Origin of the sequence: Arthrobacter sp. M2012083 (genome assembly GCF_000281065.1) — a bacterium.
Classification (GTDB): domain Bacteria; phylum Actinomycetota; class Actinomycetes; order Actinomycetales; family Micrococcaceae; genus Arthrobacter.
The window spans coordinates 1-17,318 of sequence record NZ_AKKK01000004.1 but is presented as its reverse complement, the minus strand read 5'-3'; the positions used below and the strand labels follow the sequence as shown (position 1 = coordinate 17,318).

The 17,318-nt window shown below is 62.4% G+C and carries 21 protein-coding genes, 1 pseudogene and 1 riboswitch; of the genes and pseudogenes, 2 read left to right on the top strand and 20 right to left on the bottom strand.

Annotated features, from left to right (window positions below):
* The 4 genes from A477_RS0102195 to hisI all read right to left on the bottom strand — a co-directional run bounded on the left by A477_RS0102195 (position 1) and on the right by hisI (position 3,066).
* The gene (locus A477_RS0102195) at positions 1-273 is read right to left on the bottom strand and encodes an HGxxPAAW family protein (RefSeq protein WP_011774532.1); all 273 of its coding nucleotides are present in this window, start codon (positions 271-273) and stop codon (positions 1-3) included.
* Between the two features lie 132 nt (positions 274-405).
* Positions 406-1,011 (bottom strand): Trp biosynthesis-associated membrane protein, encoded by a 606-nt coding sequence (locus tag A477_RS0102190; protein ID WP_017197409.1) that lies wholly within the window; start codon positions 1,009-1,011, stop codon positions 406-408.
* On the bottom strand, positions 1,008-2,591 hold the full coding sequence (locus A477_RS0102185; RefSeq protein ID WP_017197408.1) for an anthranilate synthase component I: 1,584 nt from the start codon (positions 2,589-2,591) through the stop codon (positions 1,008-1,010). Before A477_RS0102185 ends, A477_RS0102190 begins: the two co-directional genes overlap by 4 nt.
* Before the next feature lie 58 nt (positions 2,592-2,649).
* Entirely contained in the window at positions 2,650-3,066 is a 417-nt protein-coding gene (hisI, locus tag A477_RS0102180) for a phosphoribosyl-AMP cyclohydrolase (RefSeq protein WP_017197407.1), read from the bottom strand.
* A gap of 89 nt (positions 3,067-3,155) precedes the next feature.
* Between hisI and A477_RS0102175 the strand changes: the two genes are divergently transcribed.
* Positions 3,156-3,800 carry a TIGR03085 family metal-binding protein gene (locus A477_RS0102175; protein WP_014921431.1) on the top strand — a complete coding sequence of 215 codons (645 nt, stop codon included), beginning with the start codon at positions 3,156-3,158 and terminating at the stop codon, positions 3,798-3,800.
* A gap of 73 nt (positions 3,801-3,873) precedes the next feature.
* Here the strand turns inward: A477_RS0102175 and hisF are convergent, their stop codons facing one another.
* The 16 genes from hisF to A477_RS0102095 form a co-directional block, all read right to left on the bottom strand.
* The gene (gene hisF, locus A477_RS0102170) at positions 3,874-4,650 is read right to left on the bottom strand and encodes an imidazole glycerol phosphate synthase subunit HisF (protein ID WP_017197406.1); all 777 of its coding nucleotides are present in this window, start codon (positions 4,648-4,650) and stop codon (positions 3,874-3,876) included.
* Between the two features lie 79 nt (positions 4,651-4,729).
* Positions 4,730-5,590, bottom strand: coding sequence for an ATP phosphoribosyltransferase (hisG, locus tag A477_RS0102165; RefSeq protein WP_017197405.1), 861 nt, complete (start codon positions 5,588-5,590; stop codon positions 4,730-4,732).
* Between the two features lie 84 nt (positions 5,591-5,674).
* Entirely contained in the window at positions 5,675-5,938 is a 264-nt protein-coding gene (locus tag A477_RS0102160) for a phosphoribosyl-ATP diphosphatase (protein ID WP_018778638.1), read from the bottom strand.
* 106 nt (positions 5,939-6,044) lie between these two features.
* Positions 6,045-6,530: a 6,7-dimethyl-8-ribityllumazine synthase gene (ribH, locus tag A477_RS0102155; RefSeq protein ID WP_014921429.1), complete on the bottom strand. Its 486-nt coding sequence runs from the start codon at positions 6,528-6,530 to the stop codon at positions 6,045-6,047.
* Positions 6,531-6,547: 17 nt separating this feature from the next.
* Positions 6,548-7,249, bottom strand: a complete 702-nt coding sequence (gene ribA / locus A477_RS0102150) for a GTP cyclohydrolase II (protein WP_017197403.1) — start codon at positions 7,247-7,249, stop codon at positions 6,548-6,550.
* Positions 7,246-7,941: a 3,4-dihydroxy-2-butanone-4-phosphate synthase gene (gene ribB / locus A477_RS0102145; protein WP_017197402.1), complete on the bottom strand. Its 696-nt coding sequence runs from the start codon at positions 7,939-7,941 to the stop codon at positions 7,246-7,248. Before ribB ends, ribA begins: the two co-directional genes overlap by 4 nt.
* Complete coding sequence (locus tag A477_RS0102140; RefSeq protein ID WP_017197401.1) at positions 7,938-8,567, bottom strand: riboflavin synthase; 630 nt, start codon at positions 8,565-8,567, stop codon at positions 7,938-7,940. Before A477_RS0102140 ends, ribB begins: the two co-directional genes overlap by 4 nt.
* Positions 8,567-9,706 carry a bifunctional diaminohydroxyphosphoribosylaminopyrimidine deaminase/5-amino-6-(5-phosphoribosylamino)uracil reductase RibD gene (gene ribD, locus A477_RS0102135; RefSeq protein WP_017197400.1) on the bottom strand — a complete coding sequence of 380 codons (1,140 nt, stop codon included), beginning with the start codon at positions 9,704-9,706 and terminating at the stop codon, positions 8,567-8,569. The genes A477_RS0102140 and ribD overlap by 1 nt, the downstream gene beginning before the upstream one ends.
* On the bottom strand, positions 9,703-10,404 hold the full coding sequence (pnuC, locus tag A477_RS21900; protein ID WP_044568113.1) for a nicotinamide riboside transporter PnuC: 702 nt from the start codon (positions 10,402-10,404) through the stop codon (positions 9,703-9,705). The genes ribD and pnuC overlap by 4 nt, the downstream gene beginning before the upstream one ends.
* 90 nt (positions 10,405-10,494) lie before the next feature.
* Positions 10,495-10,650, bottom strand: a riboswitch (FMN riboswitch).
* Positions 10,651-10,728: 78 nt separating this feature from the next.
* Positions 10,729-11,403, bottom strand: a complete 675-nt coding sequence (rpe, locus tag A477_RS0102125; RefSeq protein WP_017197399.1) for a ribulose-phosphate 3-epimerase — start codon at positions 11,401-11,403, stop codon at positions 10,729-10,731.
* 58 nt (positions 11,404-11,461) lie between these two features.
* Positions 11,462-13,030 (bottom strand): RsmB/NOP family class I SAM-dependent RNA methyltransferase, encoded by a 1,569-nt coding sequence (locus tag A477_RS0102120; RefSeq protein WP_017197398.1) that lies wholly within the window; start codon positions 13,028-13,030, stop codon positions 11,462-11,464.
* Positions 13,027-13,947: a methionyl-tRNA formyltransferase gene (fmt, locus tag A477_RS0102115; protein WP_017197397.1), complete on the bottom strand. Its 921-nt coding sequence runs from the start codon at positions 13,945-13,947 to the stop codon at positions 13,027-13,029. Before fmt ends, A477_RS0102120 begins: the two co-directional genes overlap by 4 nt.
* A complete protein-coding gene (def, locus tag A477_RS0102110; protein ID WP_017197396.1) occupies positions 13,944-14,516 on the bottom strand; it encodes a peptide deformylase in 573 nt (190 codons plus the stop codon). The genes fmt and def overlap by 4 nt, the downstream gene beginning before the upstream one ends.
* Positions 14,517-14,566: 50 nt before the next feature.
* Positions 14,567-15,460 carry a hypothetical protein gene (locus A477_RS0102105; protein WP_017197395.1) on the bottom strand — a complete coding sequence of 298 codons (894 nt, stop codon included), beginning with the start codon at positions 15,458-15,460 and terminating at the stop codon, positions 14,567-14,569.
* A gap of 12 nt (positions 15,461-15,472) precedes the next feature.
* A complete protein-coding gene (locus A477_RS23230) occupies positions 15,473-15,652 on the bottom strand; it encodes a hypothetical protein (RefSeq protein WP_157367022.1) in 180 nt (59 codons plus the stop codon).
* A gap of 314 nt (positions 15,653-15,966) precedes the next feature.
* Complete coding sequence (locus A477_RS0102095; protein ID WP_017197393.1) at positions 15,967-16,266, bottom strand: DUF4193 domain-containing protein; 300 nt, start codon at positions 16,264-16,266, stop codon at positions 15,967-15,969.
* A gap of 771 nt (positions 16,267-17,037) precedes the next feature.
* Between A477_RS0102095 and A477_RS21895 the strand changes: the two are divergent.
* Positions 17,038-17,318 (top strand): annotated as a pseudogene (locus A477_RS21895) (SpaH/EbpB family LPXTG-anchored major pilin); the annotation flags it as partial.

Genomic DNA, 17,318 nt, shown 5'->3' with positions numbered 1-17,318 from the left:
TTAGTGGCCGTTGTTCTGCAGCTTGCTGCCGCCAACTCCGTAGCCTGCCTTACGCATCACGAAGCCCACGATCAGTCCGATAACCATGACAACCAGTCCGCCGACGAAGATCGGGGTGCTGGCGATGACGAAAGCGATGGAGGAAATCAGGGCACCGACCAGCATCACAAGTACGCACGTCCAGGCAGCCGGGCTGTTTCCGTGACCGATGGCGTCAGCGTGGCTGGCCATGGTGGATTCCGCTTGGTTGTTGGACACTGTGGTTTTGCTCATGTGAAATCTCCTCAGGATGAATACTGCTTACATTCTGCCATTTATTGACGACGGCCGGGACATCGCCGGACGTCAGCCCAGGCGGGTGTCGGCTTTGTTGCGCCGGACCGGCCCAAAGTCCTATATGAGTACCTACGTCGGGTCTTCACCGCGCGAGAGGCTGTCCCAACTGTCAATCTCGTCCACCGGTTCGTTGGCGCTCTTCTTGCCCCTCGCCCCGGCGTCATATTTGGTCCGCGAGGTCCAGTAGCGACCCGCCAGCGGCAGGGCGATAGCGCACACCGCCAAGAGGGAGCCGGCAACGATGGCAAGGGCCGGGAAGGCCGTGATCACCGCGTCGGCCTGCCCGCCCGACACTCCCGTGGCTGCAGCAATTGATCCTTGTGCGGCACCGAGAGGATCCAGTATCACGGTCACTGCCGCGAGGATGATCCCCGCAGCAGACAAGGCGATGAGGACAGCGATGATCCATCGGGCAATTTTTCCGGCAATGGATGCCGCCAAACCGCCGGCCAGGGCTACGACGGCCAGCGCCGTGACCGCTGTGGCCGCCTTGCTTCCTTGGACATGGAGGTCGCTGTTGGAAGCACCGGTGGGGTCCAGGCGCACCTCGATCCAGGTCTGCGTCGTGGCTCCGAAAACGGCCAACGCAAGGATGGTGGTGGCAAGGACCACCGTGGATTTCCGCGCCCAGCGCGGCGACTGCCTCACGGAAGCCGCTGATGCTGCGGTACTCATGAGGCGGGCGTCCCGTCGTCGGATGCGTTCGCGTTCCGCACGGTGTCCGCGGCGATGTTTTGCAGCGACCCGGCTGTGTGCACTGCCCGTAGCGGTGCCGCAGCCTTGTTCACCGTCTCCAACGCTTCGGAAGGCTTGTGGGAGTCCGCCACGATGCCACCGCCGGCCTGCACGTAGGCGCGGCCTTCACGGAGAAGTGCGGAGCGGATCGCAATGGCCATATCCATGTCGCCGGCGAAGTCCAGGTAGCCAACCACGCCACCGTAGATGCCGCGGCGGTGTGGTTCGAGTTCGTCGAGCAGCCTCAAAGCCCGTGGTTTGGGAGCCCCGGACAACGTACCGGCCGGGAAGGTCGCCTTGAGGACGTCGTAGGCCTTGGCGTGGGGGGCGAGCTCGCCAACCACCGTGGACACGAGGTGCATGATGTGGCTGAACCGCTCCACTTCCATGAACTGAGTGACGTCAACCGTTCCGGCCACGCACACCTTGGAGAGGTCGTTGCGCGAAAGATCAACCAGCATCAGGTGCTCGGCGCGCTCCTTCTGATCGGCCAGCAGTTCTGTCGCCAGGGCCTTATCGGCCTCAACCGTCTTGCCACGGGGGCGGGAACCGGCGATGGGGTGCGTAATGACTTCCTCGCCGGTCACTGTCACCAGGGCTTCAGGTGACGAACCAACGATCGAGTACTCGCGGCCGTCAGCGTCCTCCAGGCTGAAGAGATACATGTACGGGCTGGGGTTGGTATTGCGCAGGACACGGTAGACATCCAGGGGGTCGGCGGCGCACTCCATTTCGAAGCGCCGGGAGATCACTACCTGGAAAACCTCCCCATCAACAATGGCTTCCTTGCCGCGGTCAATCGCATCCAAGTACTTGGCTTCATCCCAGCGTTCCTGCACGCTGGAGGCAAAGTCCAAGGCTGCGGTTTCCAGCACGGAGACCGGCTGGGCAACTGGCGTGCTGATCTGGTCCAGCAGCCCCTTCACCCGGGCTACGGCGTCGTGCCAGGCGTCATCCACACGCTCGGCACTGTCATCAAAGTTGATGGCATTGGCGATCAGGAGGACCGTTCCGTCCACATTGTCGTGGACTGCCATGTCGGTGACCAGGTTCAGAGCCATCTCCGGCAGCTGAAGGTCATCCTCCGGTGGGGACGTCAGCCGTTCCCAGTGACGCACGGCTTCCCAACCAAGGAAGCCAACCAAGCCGGAGGTGAACGGCGGCAGGCCGTCGAAGCGGTCAGTCTGCAGCGCAGCAATGGTGTCGCGAACAGCTTCCACCGGATTGCCTGAGACCGGCACGCCGACGGGCGGCTCACCGATCCAGTGGGCCTCCCCGTCCTTGGTGGTCAGCGTCGCACGCGACTTGGAGCCAATGAAGGAATAACGTGACCAGGCGCCGCCAACCGCCGCGGATTCCAGAAGGAAGGTACCCGGCTGTCCCTTGGCAAGTTTCCGGTACAAGCCGATGGGAGTCTCGGCGTCAGCCAAAACCTTGAGCCGGACAGGGATGACACGGCTGTGGACGGCGAGTTCGCGGAACTCTTCCAGGCCCGGGCTGATGATTCCAAGGTCCTGCATGGCTATGTTCTCCGCCTTATTGTCTGAGGTGGTGCGTCAGTGGAAAGTGGTGGGTGCCTTATTCGCGGTGGCCCGTAACGACAGTGAAGTCGCGACCATCAAAACAGGTCCGGGTTCCGGTGTGGCAGGCGGCGCCTATCTGGTCCACGCGGATCAGGAGGGCATCGCCGTCGCAATCAAGGGCAACAGACTTCACGAACTGTACGTGTCCGGAGGTGTCGCCCTTGCGCCAGTATTCCTGGCGGGAGCGGGAGTAGAACGTCACCCTGCCGGACGTCATGGTGCGGTTGAGTGCCTCGTCATCCATCCAGCCGAGCATGAGGACCTCGTTGGTATCGTGCTGCTGCACGATGGCCGCGACGAGGCCGGAAGAATCCCTTTTGAGGGCGCTGGCGATCTCCTGCGGCAAAGGGCTCGCGGGGTCGCTGGAAAGCTCCGCGGCAGGAGTTGGGCTGGGGGCGGACTGCTCTGACATCAGATCAAGTCTAGTGCCTTCGGCGGGAGCCTGATTCTGCGGCGGTTCCTCTGCGCAAGAGTGCTCCGATCGTGCTAGTTTCACAAGTGATGCATTTCGTCGATCCTTCCCGAGAAGTACTGGCCGAAACCCTGCTGGCGGCCGGGCCTGACTCCCCCACGCTCTGCGAAGGGTGGTTGACCCGGGATCTTGCCGCGCACTTATACCTGCGCGAACGGAAGATCGCCGTGGGTCTGGGGCTACTGATCCCCAGCCTGGGCAAGGCATCCGAAAAAGCCACCTCCAAACTCGCTGCCAAGCTGAAGAGTTCCGACGCCTACGCGGACCTCGTCAAGACGTTCCGTGCAGGTCCGCCGGCGCTTTCCCCCTTGAAGATCAAGGCGCTGGATGAGACATCAAACCTCATTGAGTACTTCGTGCACACGGAGGACATTCGTCGCGCCGGTGACCGCTGGGCGCCCCGGGCCTTGGATGAAGCCTATTCGGACGCCCTGTGGGACGAGCTGATCAAGCGTGCCGCGTTCCTGTACCGCGGCGTTGACCTGGGCATCGTGCTCGTACGCCCCACCGGCCCCCGCCACGTGGCCAAACGCGCCCCCGTGTCCGTGGCGATAGTTGGGGAGCCGGGCGAACTGCTCATGCACGCGCATGGCCGCACCAGCCAGGCCCTCGTCACCTTCGAGGGCCAGCCGGACGCCGTCGCGCTCCTGCAGTCCGCCGATATCGGTCTGTGACCACCAACAGGCTTAAACCAGCACTGGAGAGTCACCTTCAAGGTGACTCTCCAGTGCTGTTTACGCCTGAAAGCTAGCGGACTTCGAACCCGGCGTCGCGAATAGCGGCCTTAACCTGGGCAATCATGTCGTCCGGGCCAAAGTGGAACACCGATGCTGCAAGGACGGCGTCAGCGCCTGCCTCCACCGCAGGCGGGAAATGGGCAGGCACTCCTGCCCCACCCGAAGCGATGATCGGAATGTTCACTGCGGCCCTGACCAAGCGAATCAATTCAAGATCGAAGCCGTCTTTGGTGCCGTCCGCGTCGATCGAGTTCAGCAGGATTTCCCCCACGCCCCGGTCGGCTGCTTCCTTGGCCCAGGCAACGGCGTCGATTCCGGTACCGGTGCGGCCACCGTGGGTGGTCACTTCGAAACCGGACGACGTCGGTTCGTCGCCTTCGCGGGTACGGCGCGCATCCACGGAGAGCACCAGTACCTGCGAACCGAAGTGGCGGGTGATTTCGTCAATGACGTCGGGCCTGGCAACGGCAGCGGTGTTGATGGACGCCTTGTCCGCACCAAAGCGCAGGAGCTTGTCCACCTCGGCAACACCACGGACGCCCCCGCCCACGGTCAAGGGAATGAACACTTCCTCCGCGGTGCGGCGGACGACGTCGAACGTGGTTTCGCGATTGCCGGACGACGCAGTGACGTCAAGGAACGTGAGTTCGTCGGCCCCGCCATTGTCGTATCGGTGTGCAAGTTCCACCGGGTCGCCGGCGTCGCGAAGTCCTTCGAAGTTGACGCCCTTGACGACGCGGCCGGCGTCGACATCCAGGCAGGGTATGACGCGTACGGCTACAGCCATGTGCTGCTCCTCAGTTCTGTGTGCTCTGCTGTTGTTACGCGGCCGGGCTGTTTGATGCCCGGCTCAGCGATACGCGGGATCAGATACGGCAGGCGTGGATGCTGCTGACCAGGATGGCGCGTGCGCCGAGGTCATACAGTTCGTCCATGATGCGGTTGGTTTCCTTCTTGGGAACCATGGACCGCACGGCAACCCACTCGGAATCGCGAAGCGGCGAAACGGTGGGCGACTCAAGTCCCGGCGTCAGTGCTGCTGCGTCTTCCACCAGGTCTTTGCGGATGTCGTAATCCATCAGCACGTACTGGCGCGCCACAAGGACGCCCTGCAGGCGACGGATGAGGATTTCGATTTCCTTGGCTGTTCCATTGGCAGCGCCGCCCGAACCGGACCGTCGAATCAGCACGGCTTCGGATTTCAGGATGGGATCGCCAAAGATCTCCATGCCGGCAGCCTTGAGGGTATTGCCTGTTTCAACGACGTCCGCGATCGCATCCGCTACGCCGAGGCGCACCGAAGATTCCACAGCTCCGTCCAAGCGGACCACCTTGGCGTTGACGCCGCGCTCGGCGAGGTAGTCGCGCAGCAATCCGTCGTAGCTGGTGGCGAGGCGCTTGCCTTCAAGCTGCTCGACGCCGGTGAAGTCACCTACGGGACCGGCAAACCGGAACGTGGACGGGGCGAAGCCCAAGGGAAGCAGTTCTTCGGCTTCCACCTTTGCGTCAAGCAAGAGGTCGCGGCCGGTGATGCCGACGTCCAGGGTTCCCTGGCCTACGTAGACCGCGATGTCGCGGGGACGCAGGAAGAAGAATTCAATGTCATTGTCGGGATCAACCATGACCAGTTCGCGGGTGTCGCGGCGCTGGCGGTAACCAGCCTCGGACAACATTGCCGAGGCGGCTTCGGACAGGGATCCCTTGTTGGGGACTGCTACACGGAGCATTGGGAGACTTTCTTTTCGGAATGGAGGTTTTCAGGCACCTTGGCCACGCAGGGGGCTCCGCAACAGGCAGGCGGAGTGGCGTGGCTAGAGATGCTTGTAAACGTCCTCCAGGCTGAGGCCCTTGGCGAGCATGAGGACCTGCAGGTGGTACAGCAACTGGGAGATTTCCTCAGCAGCGGCTTCGTCCGATTCGTACTCCGCGGCCATCCAGACTTCAGCGGCCTCTTCGACCACCTTTTTCCCGATGCCATGGATTCCGGAGTCCAGTTCGGCAACCGTGCGCGAACCTGCCGGGCGGGTCGCTGCTTTCTCACTCAGTTCTGCGAACAGCGTCTCGAAATTCTTCACGCCCTCCAGACTACTTGCTCGGGGGCGGCCACCGCTTGTTGGGGCGTTGCATGACGAAGGGGATGTGAGTGAGGACACACCCACACCCCCTCGGCAACCAGTGCTTCTAGCTGAACTGCTTAAGGGTCACAGCCGTAGCCAAGGCAGCAGTCACAGCTTCATGGCCCTTGTCCTCCTTGGAACCGGGAAGGCCTGCACGGTCAATACCCTGCTGCTCGGTGTCACAGGTGAGGACGCCGAAGCCGACCGGCACGCCGGTGCGGACGCTGACGTCGGTGAGTCCCGACGTCGCGGCCTGGCAGACGTAATCGAAGTGCGGCGTTCCGCCGCGGATAACAACGCCAAGTGCTACGACGGCGTCGAAGTGCGGCGCGAGCCTGGCCGCGGCAACCGGAAGCTCGAAGCTACCCGGAACCCGCAGCAACGTGGGTTCGGCGATCCCGGCTTCCTTGGCTGCCCGCAGGGCGCCGTCAACCAGTCCATCCATGATCTGGGTGTGCCAGCTTGCCGCCACAATGGCGAGCTTCAACTGGGAGGTTTCCTCGGGGTTGAGGGTGGTGAGGTCAATAGTGGGTGCGCCGTGGCCGCTCATATTCGTGATGAATCCGTTCAGTGTTGGTTGTCGAAAGGGTGTGCTGCCGGTGTCTTGCCATTGCTGACGGGCTCTACTTCGAGCGCCAGCCGGTGGTCCATCCGGTCCTTCTTGGTCTGCAGGTAACGAAGGTTTTGCTCGCGGGAAGGCACCTCGGTAGGAACCATCTCCACAACTGTTACACCAGCTTGGGCAAGGCGGTTTTGCTTGTCGGGGTTGTTGCTCAGCAACCTGACCTCGTGGAGGCCCATCTCCGCCAGGATCTGTCCTGCGGCGGTGTAGGAACGCGCATCCACCGGCAGGCCCAACTGTTCGTTGGCTTCTACCGTGTCGAAACCGGCTTCCTGCAGTGCGTAAGCCTTGATTTTGTTGGCCAGCCCGATGCCGCGCCCCTCCTGGCCGCGCAGGTAGAGCAAGGTACCGCCCTCTGCGTGGATGAGCTCGAGGGCAAAAGCCAGTTGCTCTCCGCAGTCGCAGCGGTAGGAACCAAACACGTCGCCCGTCAGGCACTCGGAATGCAGGCGTACCAGGGGGGCCCTGCCACCCGAGGGCGGGTTGGGGGAACTCACGGCAAGGTGCTCGTGACCGGTCTCAAGATCCGTCCACGCCTGTGCAACAAAGTCACCAAAAGCCGTAGGTAACTGCACAATCGGCCCACCGCTGACGGGGTGCGGCCCGGGGCCGGTGTGGTCACTGCTGCGTGTGGTCGATGCGGTCATCGCTTCTCCTCGTCCTCCTGTGAAACATGTGCCGTCTGGGACTCTACCGCCTCAACATATGACACCAGGTCCTCGATGGAGATGAGGGGGCACCCATGTTCAGCGGCAAAGTCGCGCAGGCTGTCCAGCCGCATCATTTCACCGTCGTCATGTACCAACTCTGCGATCACACCCACCGGAGCCAGCCCGGCAAGGCGACACAGGTCCACGGCAGCTTCCGTGTGACCTGGACGTTCACGCACTCCCCCGTTAACTGCCCGCAACGGGAAAATATGCCCGGGTCGTGTGATCGATGCCGGAGTGCTGCTCGGATCTGCCAGAATCCGGGCCGTCAATGCGCGGTCCGTGGCTGAAATTCCGGTGCTGACTCCGATCGCGGCGTCGCAGGAAACGGTATACGCGGTTCCTTTGGCGTCCTCGTTGATCTCCACCATCGGCGGCAGGATCAGGGCGTCCGCACGTTCTCCGTCCAACGGAACACAGATGACGCCGGAGGAATACCGGATGGTCCAGCCCATGAGGGCGGGAGTGGCGTGCTCGGCAGCGAAGATGATGTCGCCTTCGTTCTCCCGGTCTTCGTTGTCCACCACGATCACGGCTTGGCCCGCCGCCATCGCAGCAATGGCGGACTCAACAGGATCAAGCCCGGTACGACGCATCCCGGCGGGAGTTGTCTTGGCAGGGGCGCTCATCGTGCGCCTCCCTGGACGGGCGCGAAGGACAGCAGGCGTTCGGTGTACTTGGCCAGCACGTCAACCTCAAGGTTCACGCGGCCGCCCACCCTTTTGGCCCCCAGTCCTGTTTCTTCCAACGTGGTGGGGATCAGTCCCACTTCAAACCACGGTGCCGCTTCGGCAGCAGGACTGACCGCTGTCACGGTCAGCGAGACACCGTCGACGGCGATCGAACCTTTTTCTGCGATGTAGCGTGCCAGCGGGGCCGGCACTCCAAACCGCAGCCGATCCCAATTGCCCAGCGGCTCGCGTTCAAGCAGTTCACCCACGCCGTCCACATGGCCCTGGACAACATGGCCATCCAGGCGACCGCCAGCCGGAACGCAACGCTCAAGGTTCACGGCATCTCCTTCTGCCAGCTCGCCGATGGTCGTCCGGACGAGGGTCTCCCCCATGACATCCACAGTGAAGGCCTGCCCGTCGATTTGAGTTGCCGTCAGGCATACCCCGTTGACGGCAATGGAACCGCCCAAGGGCAATCCCTCGGCGGTGGTGGGTGCTTTCAGCCGCAATGTTGCGCTGGCATCGCCATCATGCTCAATGCCCAGCACAGTGCCTTGCTCAGCAACGATTCCCGTAAACATCAGTGTCCTCCTGTGACATATTCCGCAGCTTCACTGTGTGAAGCCAAACTCTTCTGCGGAACCGAATTCTTGATGGTGCTGGCGGCCCCTCGTGGGGACCGCAGATGGAGCCGAAGGTCATTGCCGAGGATGCGGACCGCGCCCCCGCCGGCCTCGTCCCAAGACCAGCGCTGGGCGTCGGCCAGCGTGGTGATGCCGAGGTCGTTCAGGGCCGGAGTTCCGGATCCCAGCAGCGTTGGGGCCAAGTAGACGATGAGTTCGTCCACCAGGTCTGCTGCGAGGAACGTACTCAAAATCGATGAGCCGCCTTCCACCATGAGGTGGCGGACCCCTTGTTCGAACAGCATGCCCAGGGCTTCTGCCGGATCCCGCGTGGCCAAGTGGACGAAACGACCGTCAGTTCCCCGGACTGCAGCATCTTCGGGGACGTCCCGCAGGCCCATGACGGCTCGTATCGGCTGATGAGGTGAAAGTTCGCCGTCCGGGGTTCGGGCCGTGAGCCGCGGGTTGTCGACCAGCACGGTTCCGGTGCCCACCAGGATCGCGTCGATAAGTCCGCGAAGTCCGTGGTTGTCGGCCAAGGACTCCGGACAGGAGATCCACTGGCTGGTGCCGTCCACCGCGGCAATGCGGCTGTCCAGGGTCTGGGCGATGTGCAAGGTGACGAACGGACGCTTGGCCGCGACGGCGTCGAACCAGTCACGGTTCAGGTCCAGCGCTTTCAGGCCTTCAAGCCCTGAACTGACCTCAACACCTGCGGCCGTGAGCGTACGCGCACCGCCTGCGGCGGGGTCATGGGGATCGTCGACGGCGTAAATCACCTTAGCGATTCCCGCGGCAATGATCGCTTGGGCGCAGGGTCCGGTGCGACCCACATGGTTGCAGGGTTCCAGAGTGACAACCATGGTGGTTCCGACAGTGTCCATACCCTTTCTGCGGGCTTCGGAAATCGCGTCGGCTTCGGCATGGGCCGTCCCGGCTCCTCGGTGATAACCAGTTGCCAGTTGTTCACCGTCAGGACTGAGGATTACCGCCCCGACCAACGGGTTGGCTCCGCGGGGACCTGCCAAGGCCACGGTCAAAGCGACCTCCATGGCGGCACTTTCTGCAGCTGTGTAGGGCGTGTTGGCGAAGCTCACAGGATCGCTCCCGCAGAAACGGCAGCTGCCTGGCTGGCAGCGCCGACGGCACGTTCACGCTTTTCTGCCCGCCACCATACAAAGAACCCGGTGAGGGTGAAGAAGCCGTAGAACAGGTACATGACGGCGCTTGCGTAATAGCCGGCGCTGAACAGCAGCGGCACGCCCACGATGTCGACCGCCACCCAGATCAGCCAAAATTCCGTCCATCCGCGTGCCATGCCGTAGGTTGCCAGCAAGGATCCCATGAAGGTCCACGCATCGGCCCAAACGGGCGGGTAGGAGCCAAGGGCATCGAACAAGGGCGTCAAGGCTGCCGTGCCCGCCACCATTGCACCAATCAGGGCGATGCGGACCCTTTTGCTGGCCCAGCCGGGGACTATGGCTCGGCCTTGGGTGCTTGATTGCCGGCCCTGCTGCCACCGGTACCAGCCGTAGACGGCGACGGCGATGAACATGATTTGGCGTGCAGCCTGTCCCCACAATGTGGCCGGCGCTGCTGCGCCGAAGACGTTGCCCAGGAAGACCGTGAGCAGGAGGATGTTACCGACAATGCCGATTGGCCAAGCCCAGACTTTCCGGCGCATACCGCCGAGGGCGCTGAGGAGCCCAAAGATGTTTCCAAGCACTTCGCGTAAGACAAGAGCAGATCCTCCAACGGGGATCTGTGCTTCGAAGAGCCATCGCAGAAAGTCCATGCCGTTCCTTCCCAGTTAGCCGCGATGACTCCGGGGGTGTACGACAGCGCAATGCCGGGCGTTCGCAAAAGGAACGCCCAAGGCATGACTGTACGTGCTTCTCCCATCCAGACTTTAACTGTCGGTACTGGAATTTCACCAGTTCAACCGTCCGCCACTGGATGCCCAATTTCTTGGAAGCCAATGGCTCGCGGGTCGCGGACTATAACCGCCGGTTCGGACTTACACCGACCCCGGAGCACGTATGTGTGTTGTTATTCTGCCACAACTACCAAGATGTCCGGGCTATTCCCGGGCCATCTTCGTAACATGCGGTGACGGTCGTCAGGCTTTCGTCGCGGAAGCAGCCTGGCCCGCAGCGCGGAGCCGGTCGATCGCTTCTGCAGGGTCCTGATGCCCATAGACAGCCGAGCCCGCAACGAACACGTTGGCCCCTGCCTCGGCAGCCCGGACAATGGTCTCCTCAGTGATGCCGCCATCCACCTGGATGGCAACGCCGATGCCCGAACCCTCGATTGCCGCCCGGGCACGCCGGATCTTGGGCAAGGTGATGTCCAGGAATGACTGTCCCCCGAATCCGGGCTCCACCGTCATGATCAGCAGCATGTCCAGCTCGCTAAGCATGTCCAAGTACGGCTCCACGGGCGTGGCCGGGCGCAGGGCCATACCTGCTTTGGATCCGCGGGCTCGTAATTCGCGGGCGAGCTTGACCGGCGCCATGGCAGCTTCGGCATGGAACGTCACTGAAGCAACACCTGCATCCGCGTAGGCAGGTGCCCAGCGGTCGGCGTCGGTCATCATCAAATGTGCATCCAGCGGAACCGGACTGACCGCTTGAATTCTCTGCACCACTGGCAGTCCGAGCGTCAGGTTGGGCACGAAGTGATTGTCCATGACATCCACGTGGACGGCATCCGCATTGCTGATCCGTTGGAGTTCCGCCTCAAGGTTGACGAAATCCGCTGAAAGGATGCTCGGGTTGATACAGCACTGAGACAAGGCAGCCCCCTCTAATGGGTGATAGTCGAAAGCTCGGTGATGGTTTATGGGTTGGTAGCTACGGTTTCTTGCGGATGATCGCCATGAACATGGCATCCGTCTGGTGCACGTGCGGCCACAACTGGGCCGTCAGCTCGTGACCAGCGCCGAGGCTACCGGTGAGGCTGACATCGTCCAACGCTTGTCCTGCGTCGAGGAGTTCAAGGTCCCCACGCTTGGCCAGCACGTCAGTGACAACAGCTGTGGTTTCGGCCGGATGTGGCGAACATGTCACGTAGGCTACGACGCCACCAGGCCTGACGGCGTCAAGCGCGGACTTCAGCAAGTCACGCTGCAACGGACCCAAGTCTCCGATGTCTTTGGGCGAGCGGCGCCACCGCGATTCGGGCCGCCGTCGCAGTGCCCCAAGACCACTGCAAGGTACATCGACGAGGACACGGTCAAAAGTCCCGGGCTGCTCCGCACCCACTTCGCGGCCATCACCGGTCCGCACTGTCCAAGCGTCGTTGGGAACGGCCGAGAGCGCTTGCTGTACAAGTTTGGCCCGGTGCGGTGCGGGCTCATTGGCCAGGAGAGTTGCGCCGTCGCGGTAGGCCAAGGCAGCCAGAAGAGCCGCCTTACCCCCGGGGCCGGCGCACAAGTCCAACCATCGCTCACCCCGTGCAGGCGGCTTCCCCAGCTCGACTCCGGCCAACGCACGCGCCACAAGCTGTGATCCGACGTCTTGAACACGCGTTGTTCCGCGCCGGACCGATTCGAAACGGCCGAGGTCACCCCCAGCGGAAAGAGCTGAATCTTCCACCAGCTGACCGGCGGTGGCTCCATTGTCGAACGCCTCGTCGAGGTTCCCCAGTCCTGGCAAGGCCACCAAGTTGACCACCGGCGCGGCGTTGTCTGCCTCCAAGAGGGCGTCGATTTCGCTTTTGGGGCGACCATGGTTCACCAGCGATTGGCGGAGTGCCCGGACAATCCATTCAGGGTGCGCATGGCGCAGGGCAGCGATTTTGGTTTCGTCGGATTCGTCATCCAGCAGGATGTCCAGCCACTCGTCCATGCTGTGGGCAGTGACCTTGCGAAGTACCGCGTTGATAAGGGCCGACGGGCCGGCGCCGATAACCGCCCGTGCCAAGCCGACGGTCTGGTCCAGCGCGGCATGGGCGGGAACGCGCATGGAGAGCAGCTGGTGCGCACCAATCCGCAGGGCATCCAGTATTGCAGGATCCAGTTGCTCCAAGGGGCGGTCCACACAACGGGCAAGAATGGCATCGTAGGTTCCCTGGCCGCGCAAAGCCCCATAGCTCAATTCAGTGGCAAAGCCGGCATCCCGACGGTCCAGGCGGTGTTCCCGGATGCGCGCCGGAAGCACAAGGTTTGCGTAGGCGTCTTCGGAAGCAACTGCGCGGAGCACCTCAAAAGCCACCAGTCGGGCTGGATCTGCGCGGCGCGTACGCTGCGACGGAGCGTTATTTGTGAAGCCCCTTTGCGGTCCCCTGTTTCGCTCCCGGCCCTGGGCGTTGCGCTTGCTCTCGCCACGGGCTCCACGGTTGCCCTGCGAGTCGCGGTTTCCCGCCCCACCGCCGTCCCGGCTCCCGCTGTTGTTGGGGCCTCGGCGGCCGGACTCGCTCATTCGAATACCACTCTTTCGGGTGTCGCCAAGCCGCGGGCCCAATCGGCCGACGACATCATTTTCTTACCAGCCGGTTGGATCCGGCCCAGCTCCACTGCATGGGAACCTGTACCCACCAGAACCGACTTGCCCTCCACCCGGATGCTTCCCGGAGGAAGGTCCTTGATCTCGGGACGGAGAGCTACTGGTTCAAGTTTGACCCTCTGGCCTTCCAAGGTTGTCCATGCTCCGGGTTCAGGGGTGACCCCGCGCGCACGACGGTTCAAAGCAAGGGCCGGCTGCTGCCAGTCCAGGCGTCCGTCGTCGAGAGTCAGTTTGGGGGCAAGGGAAACTTCCCCGTTTTGAGGCTGCGGAGCAGCCTGACCGGCATCAATAGCGGAAAGGGTTTGGCTCAGCAGAACCGCGCCGCTGATGGACAGTCGCTCGAGCAGATCACCCGCGGTATCTTCAGGACGAACTGTTTCAGTCAGTGTCCCGAACACAGGCCCGGTATCGAGGCCTTCCTCAAGTTGGAAGGTAGCCGCCCCTGTGACGTCGTCGCCCGCGATGATGGAACGCTGCACGGGGGCAGCGCCGCGCCATGCCGGAAGTAGGGAGAAGTGCAGATTGACCCAGCCGTGTGTGGGCACTCCCAAGGCAGCTTTGGGAACGATGCCGCCGTAAGCAACGATGGCGGCGACATCGGGAGCGAACTCCGCGATTCTGGCCGTCGTATCGTCGTCAACCTTTGCCGCGCGAAGGACCTCGATACCGAGTTCCATCGCACGTGCAGCCACAGGCGAAGGAGTCAGGACACGTTTGCGGCCCACGGGCGCATCCGGCCGGGTAAGAACCGCCACGATATTGAAGCCGGCCTTCATCAGCGCGTCCAACGACGGCACAGCCACAGCCGGCGTTCCGGCGAAAAGTACCCTCACTCGGGCGCCCCGAAGCTGCCGCCGCCAAAACTGGACCCTACGGAGTTGGCGCGCTTGGACGTGGTTTGCTCGGTAATCGCGTGGTAGTTGGCGTTCCGGATGGCCCGGAGGGCGGCCTTGCGGTCATCGCCTTCCAGCCTGTCTGTGTAGAGGACCCCATCAAGGTGATCTGTCTCATGTTGGAAACAGCGTGCCAGCATGCCCTCAGCCTCTACCGAGACCGGATTGCCGTTCAGGTCCACACCGGTTGCCCGGGTGGCCCGATACCGACGCACTGGGAAGCCCAGGCCGGGAATGGAAAGGCAACCTTCTACCTCGTCCGGCTGGAAGTCTTCACTGTTTTCCAAGACCGGGTTGATGATGTGGCCTTCCACTCCCCCGATGCGATAGGTAAACACACGCTGGCTGACGCCCACCTGCGGCGCGGCGAGGCCTGCACCCTCAACGTCTTCCATGGTTTCCGTCATGTCAGCTACCAGCTTGGCGAGCTCCGGACCGAATTCGGTGACGGGGTCAGCTACGGTGCGCAGCACCGGGTCCCCGATGATTCGGATACTCAAAATTGCCATCTGCTGTCAGTCCTCACGATCGTCAAACCAGGTTCCGGTTGTTGCGGAGCCTAAGCCAGTTTAGTTGAGGACAACGCCGGTGTCGGTGCCGCTCCGGCCGACGCAAAGACCGGCGGAGCAACAGGCAGCAAAGGCTGCCCTGCAGCGACAACGTCCGCTGACATCTCCCAAACGCGCCGCAAGGCACAGAACTTCCACCAATGGTGCTTGAGGATGTCCGGGTTGGCCCGCTGCGGCCGGACTTCGGTCTCTCCGATGGCCACCGCCAGCAGCATGGGGCTCTCTCCGTATTTCCACGGCTCCCATTCACCTGCAACAGGATCCACCAGGCTTTCCTCGGCCTTCATCCCGGCCGCGAGTTGCATGACCACTTTGTCATCCAGGGCCTTGACTGTCCCGTCCCGGGTGGTGCCCTTGGTTTTGTAGTCAATCAGGCAGATGCGGCCGTTGATCCGGGCAACGAGGTCCAGCGTCCCGGCATAACCCACGGTCTTGTTCCACACAGTGATCTCCGGTGCCAATGGCTCCACCCGGTAGAGCTCCCACCATTCGTCAAAGCGGGCGGCAAAGGCCTGTTCACCATGGGCCGCGAGGTCGTCCCTGCATTCCTGCACGCGGTGCGGACGACCCATCGCCCGCAACGCTACTTGTTCGCAGTAAGTATGGACGCGGTCTCCGCGTGCGGCCGCCGCGTCACGGTAAACCTCCGCGGCTTTGGAAGCTTTGTTGATTGCCTGACGGATTTTGGCTGGGCTCCCGAGAATCGAAGGAAGTTCCGGATCCGCCGCCAGGCTGCTCGCCCCCATGTAACTGAACCATCCGTCCAAGGCGTGCGCCTGTTGTCCGATCACCGTAGTAATGGACGGGACGGAAAATTGCTCAGTAGTGGAGCGGGCGTACATCCGGCCGTAGTCAGTAGCGTGGGCAAGCAGTGGAGCAGTCATACAAAGACTGTGTCATAGAGGGCCGACAGAATTCATCCGCGGGAAGATCAACGCCAGCTGCTCAGGGGGCAGCCTGGAGAGCTTGCCGGCGAGGATCGGGGCGGTCAGCGCGAGGTCCGCGAAGGGTGCGGCAGGTTCCGTGGAGGCCGTGGCCTTTGCCGGAGGCAATTCCGACTCTTCTTTTTCGCGCATGCTGATGTGTGTCGCGTCCAAGAAGTTCGTGACGCAAAAAGCCGCAATGCGCCACACAAGAGTGCTGCAATGGGAAAACCCCGCCTGGACTGACTCCATCAGCCCAAACGGGGTTCCCGGTGGTGGGCGATACTGGTTTCGAACCGAATCCACCTTGCCCTGTTGGGCTTGATTATCCTGGCGGCCTCGTCGTCTGCGTCTTCCTGCTGACGGCGCCATTGGCAGCACTGGCGTTCCCTAAGAAGATCACGGCGCTGGCCACGCCGCAATGAGTGTCGACTTGACGTCTAAATCTGCTGGTGTATAGCGCGTACTCAGCCCTCGCACTCCACGCAGTAGGCGTGGCCGTCCTTCTCGCGTGCGATTTGGGACCGGTGCCGGACCAGGAAACACGAGAAGCACGTGAACTCATCGGCCGCCGGCGGAATCACCTGAACCACGAGTTCTTCGGCGATGATCTCCCCGCCGGGGCCGTCTTGGTCGAGCCCATCAGCTTGGTCGAGTTCCAGGACAACACTGCGGGCATCGGGCGCATTGGCTGACTTCAGGTCATCAAGCGAGCTCTCCTGGGATTCCTTGACGTCGGAGCGTACCTCGTCGTAATCAGCTGCCACTTTGTTTGTTTTCTCCTCTGCTCTTTGGATCTTCGACCTGCAACCTACACCATTGCTGGAAAATTCCGCGAAGCCGGTGCGGAGCTGATTTGCACCCGGATGGCCGACATGAGCCGCGAAAAAGTCATCGGAACCTGGACGTCAATTATGGATAACCACGACACGATAGGCGGCCTGCCCATACATAGATATGACTCAAAAACCAAGCACTCCCCCCTGGAGATCGAAGATGATTGCGCACTTCCGCAGTGTCATAGAACCGGCAGAACTGGTCAATTCAGAGCTGGTCGGAATTCATATCGCCCTTATGGGCGCACTCGTGCTCACAACCATTGTGATGATGGCTCTGGGGCTTCTAGTGCTGGTGCTCCTTGCGCCTCTGGTGCAACTGATATTGAGGAAACGTCAAGCGACCCGCCTGCAGGGCGTTGACGCCGGAGTCCTCAACCCAGCAGCGGAACCTGCTCCTGCACCCGAACCGTATCCGACGTCGGGAATCAGCCCCAAACACCTGACCCAGCGTGCCCCCGCGAGACATATCCAGCCCCTCCCGGCGAACACATCTCCCGGGCGATCCTTGCCGGTCGCGGCAATGGCGGCACATAGCCCAGGACCCGGAAAGAGGTCGCCCCGATAGTGCCGTGACACTCCGCCAAGGAAACAGCGCAGGCGTCTTTCCGAACTCACGAACCGGTCCCACCCACCCCGGCTGGATCCATATCCCCGCAACGTTCTCCCGAGCATCTCAACACCATCAGAAAGAGGAAAATAGTGAGGCACAGCAGCTCCCGGCATGTTTGGAAGACCGCCGCCGTCATAGCCGGGGCGGTGCTGGCCATGTCCTTCTCCGTCGCACCGGCCTCGGCAGCACCCTTGGTGGATGGCGACCAGACCGGTTCCATCACAGTCCACAAATTCGAACGCCCTGCCACTCCCACAGGCCTTCCGAACAACGGCACTGCGGTAGACACCTCCGGGTTGACGCCGTTGGGTGGCATTGAGTTCACGATTCAGCAGGTCAATACCATTGACTTGTCGACCAACGCTGGTTG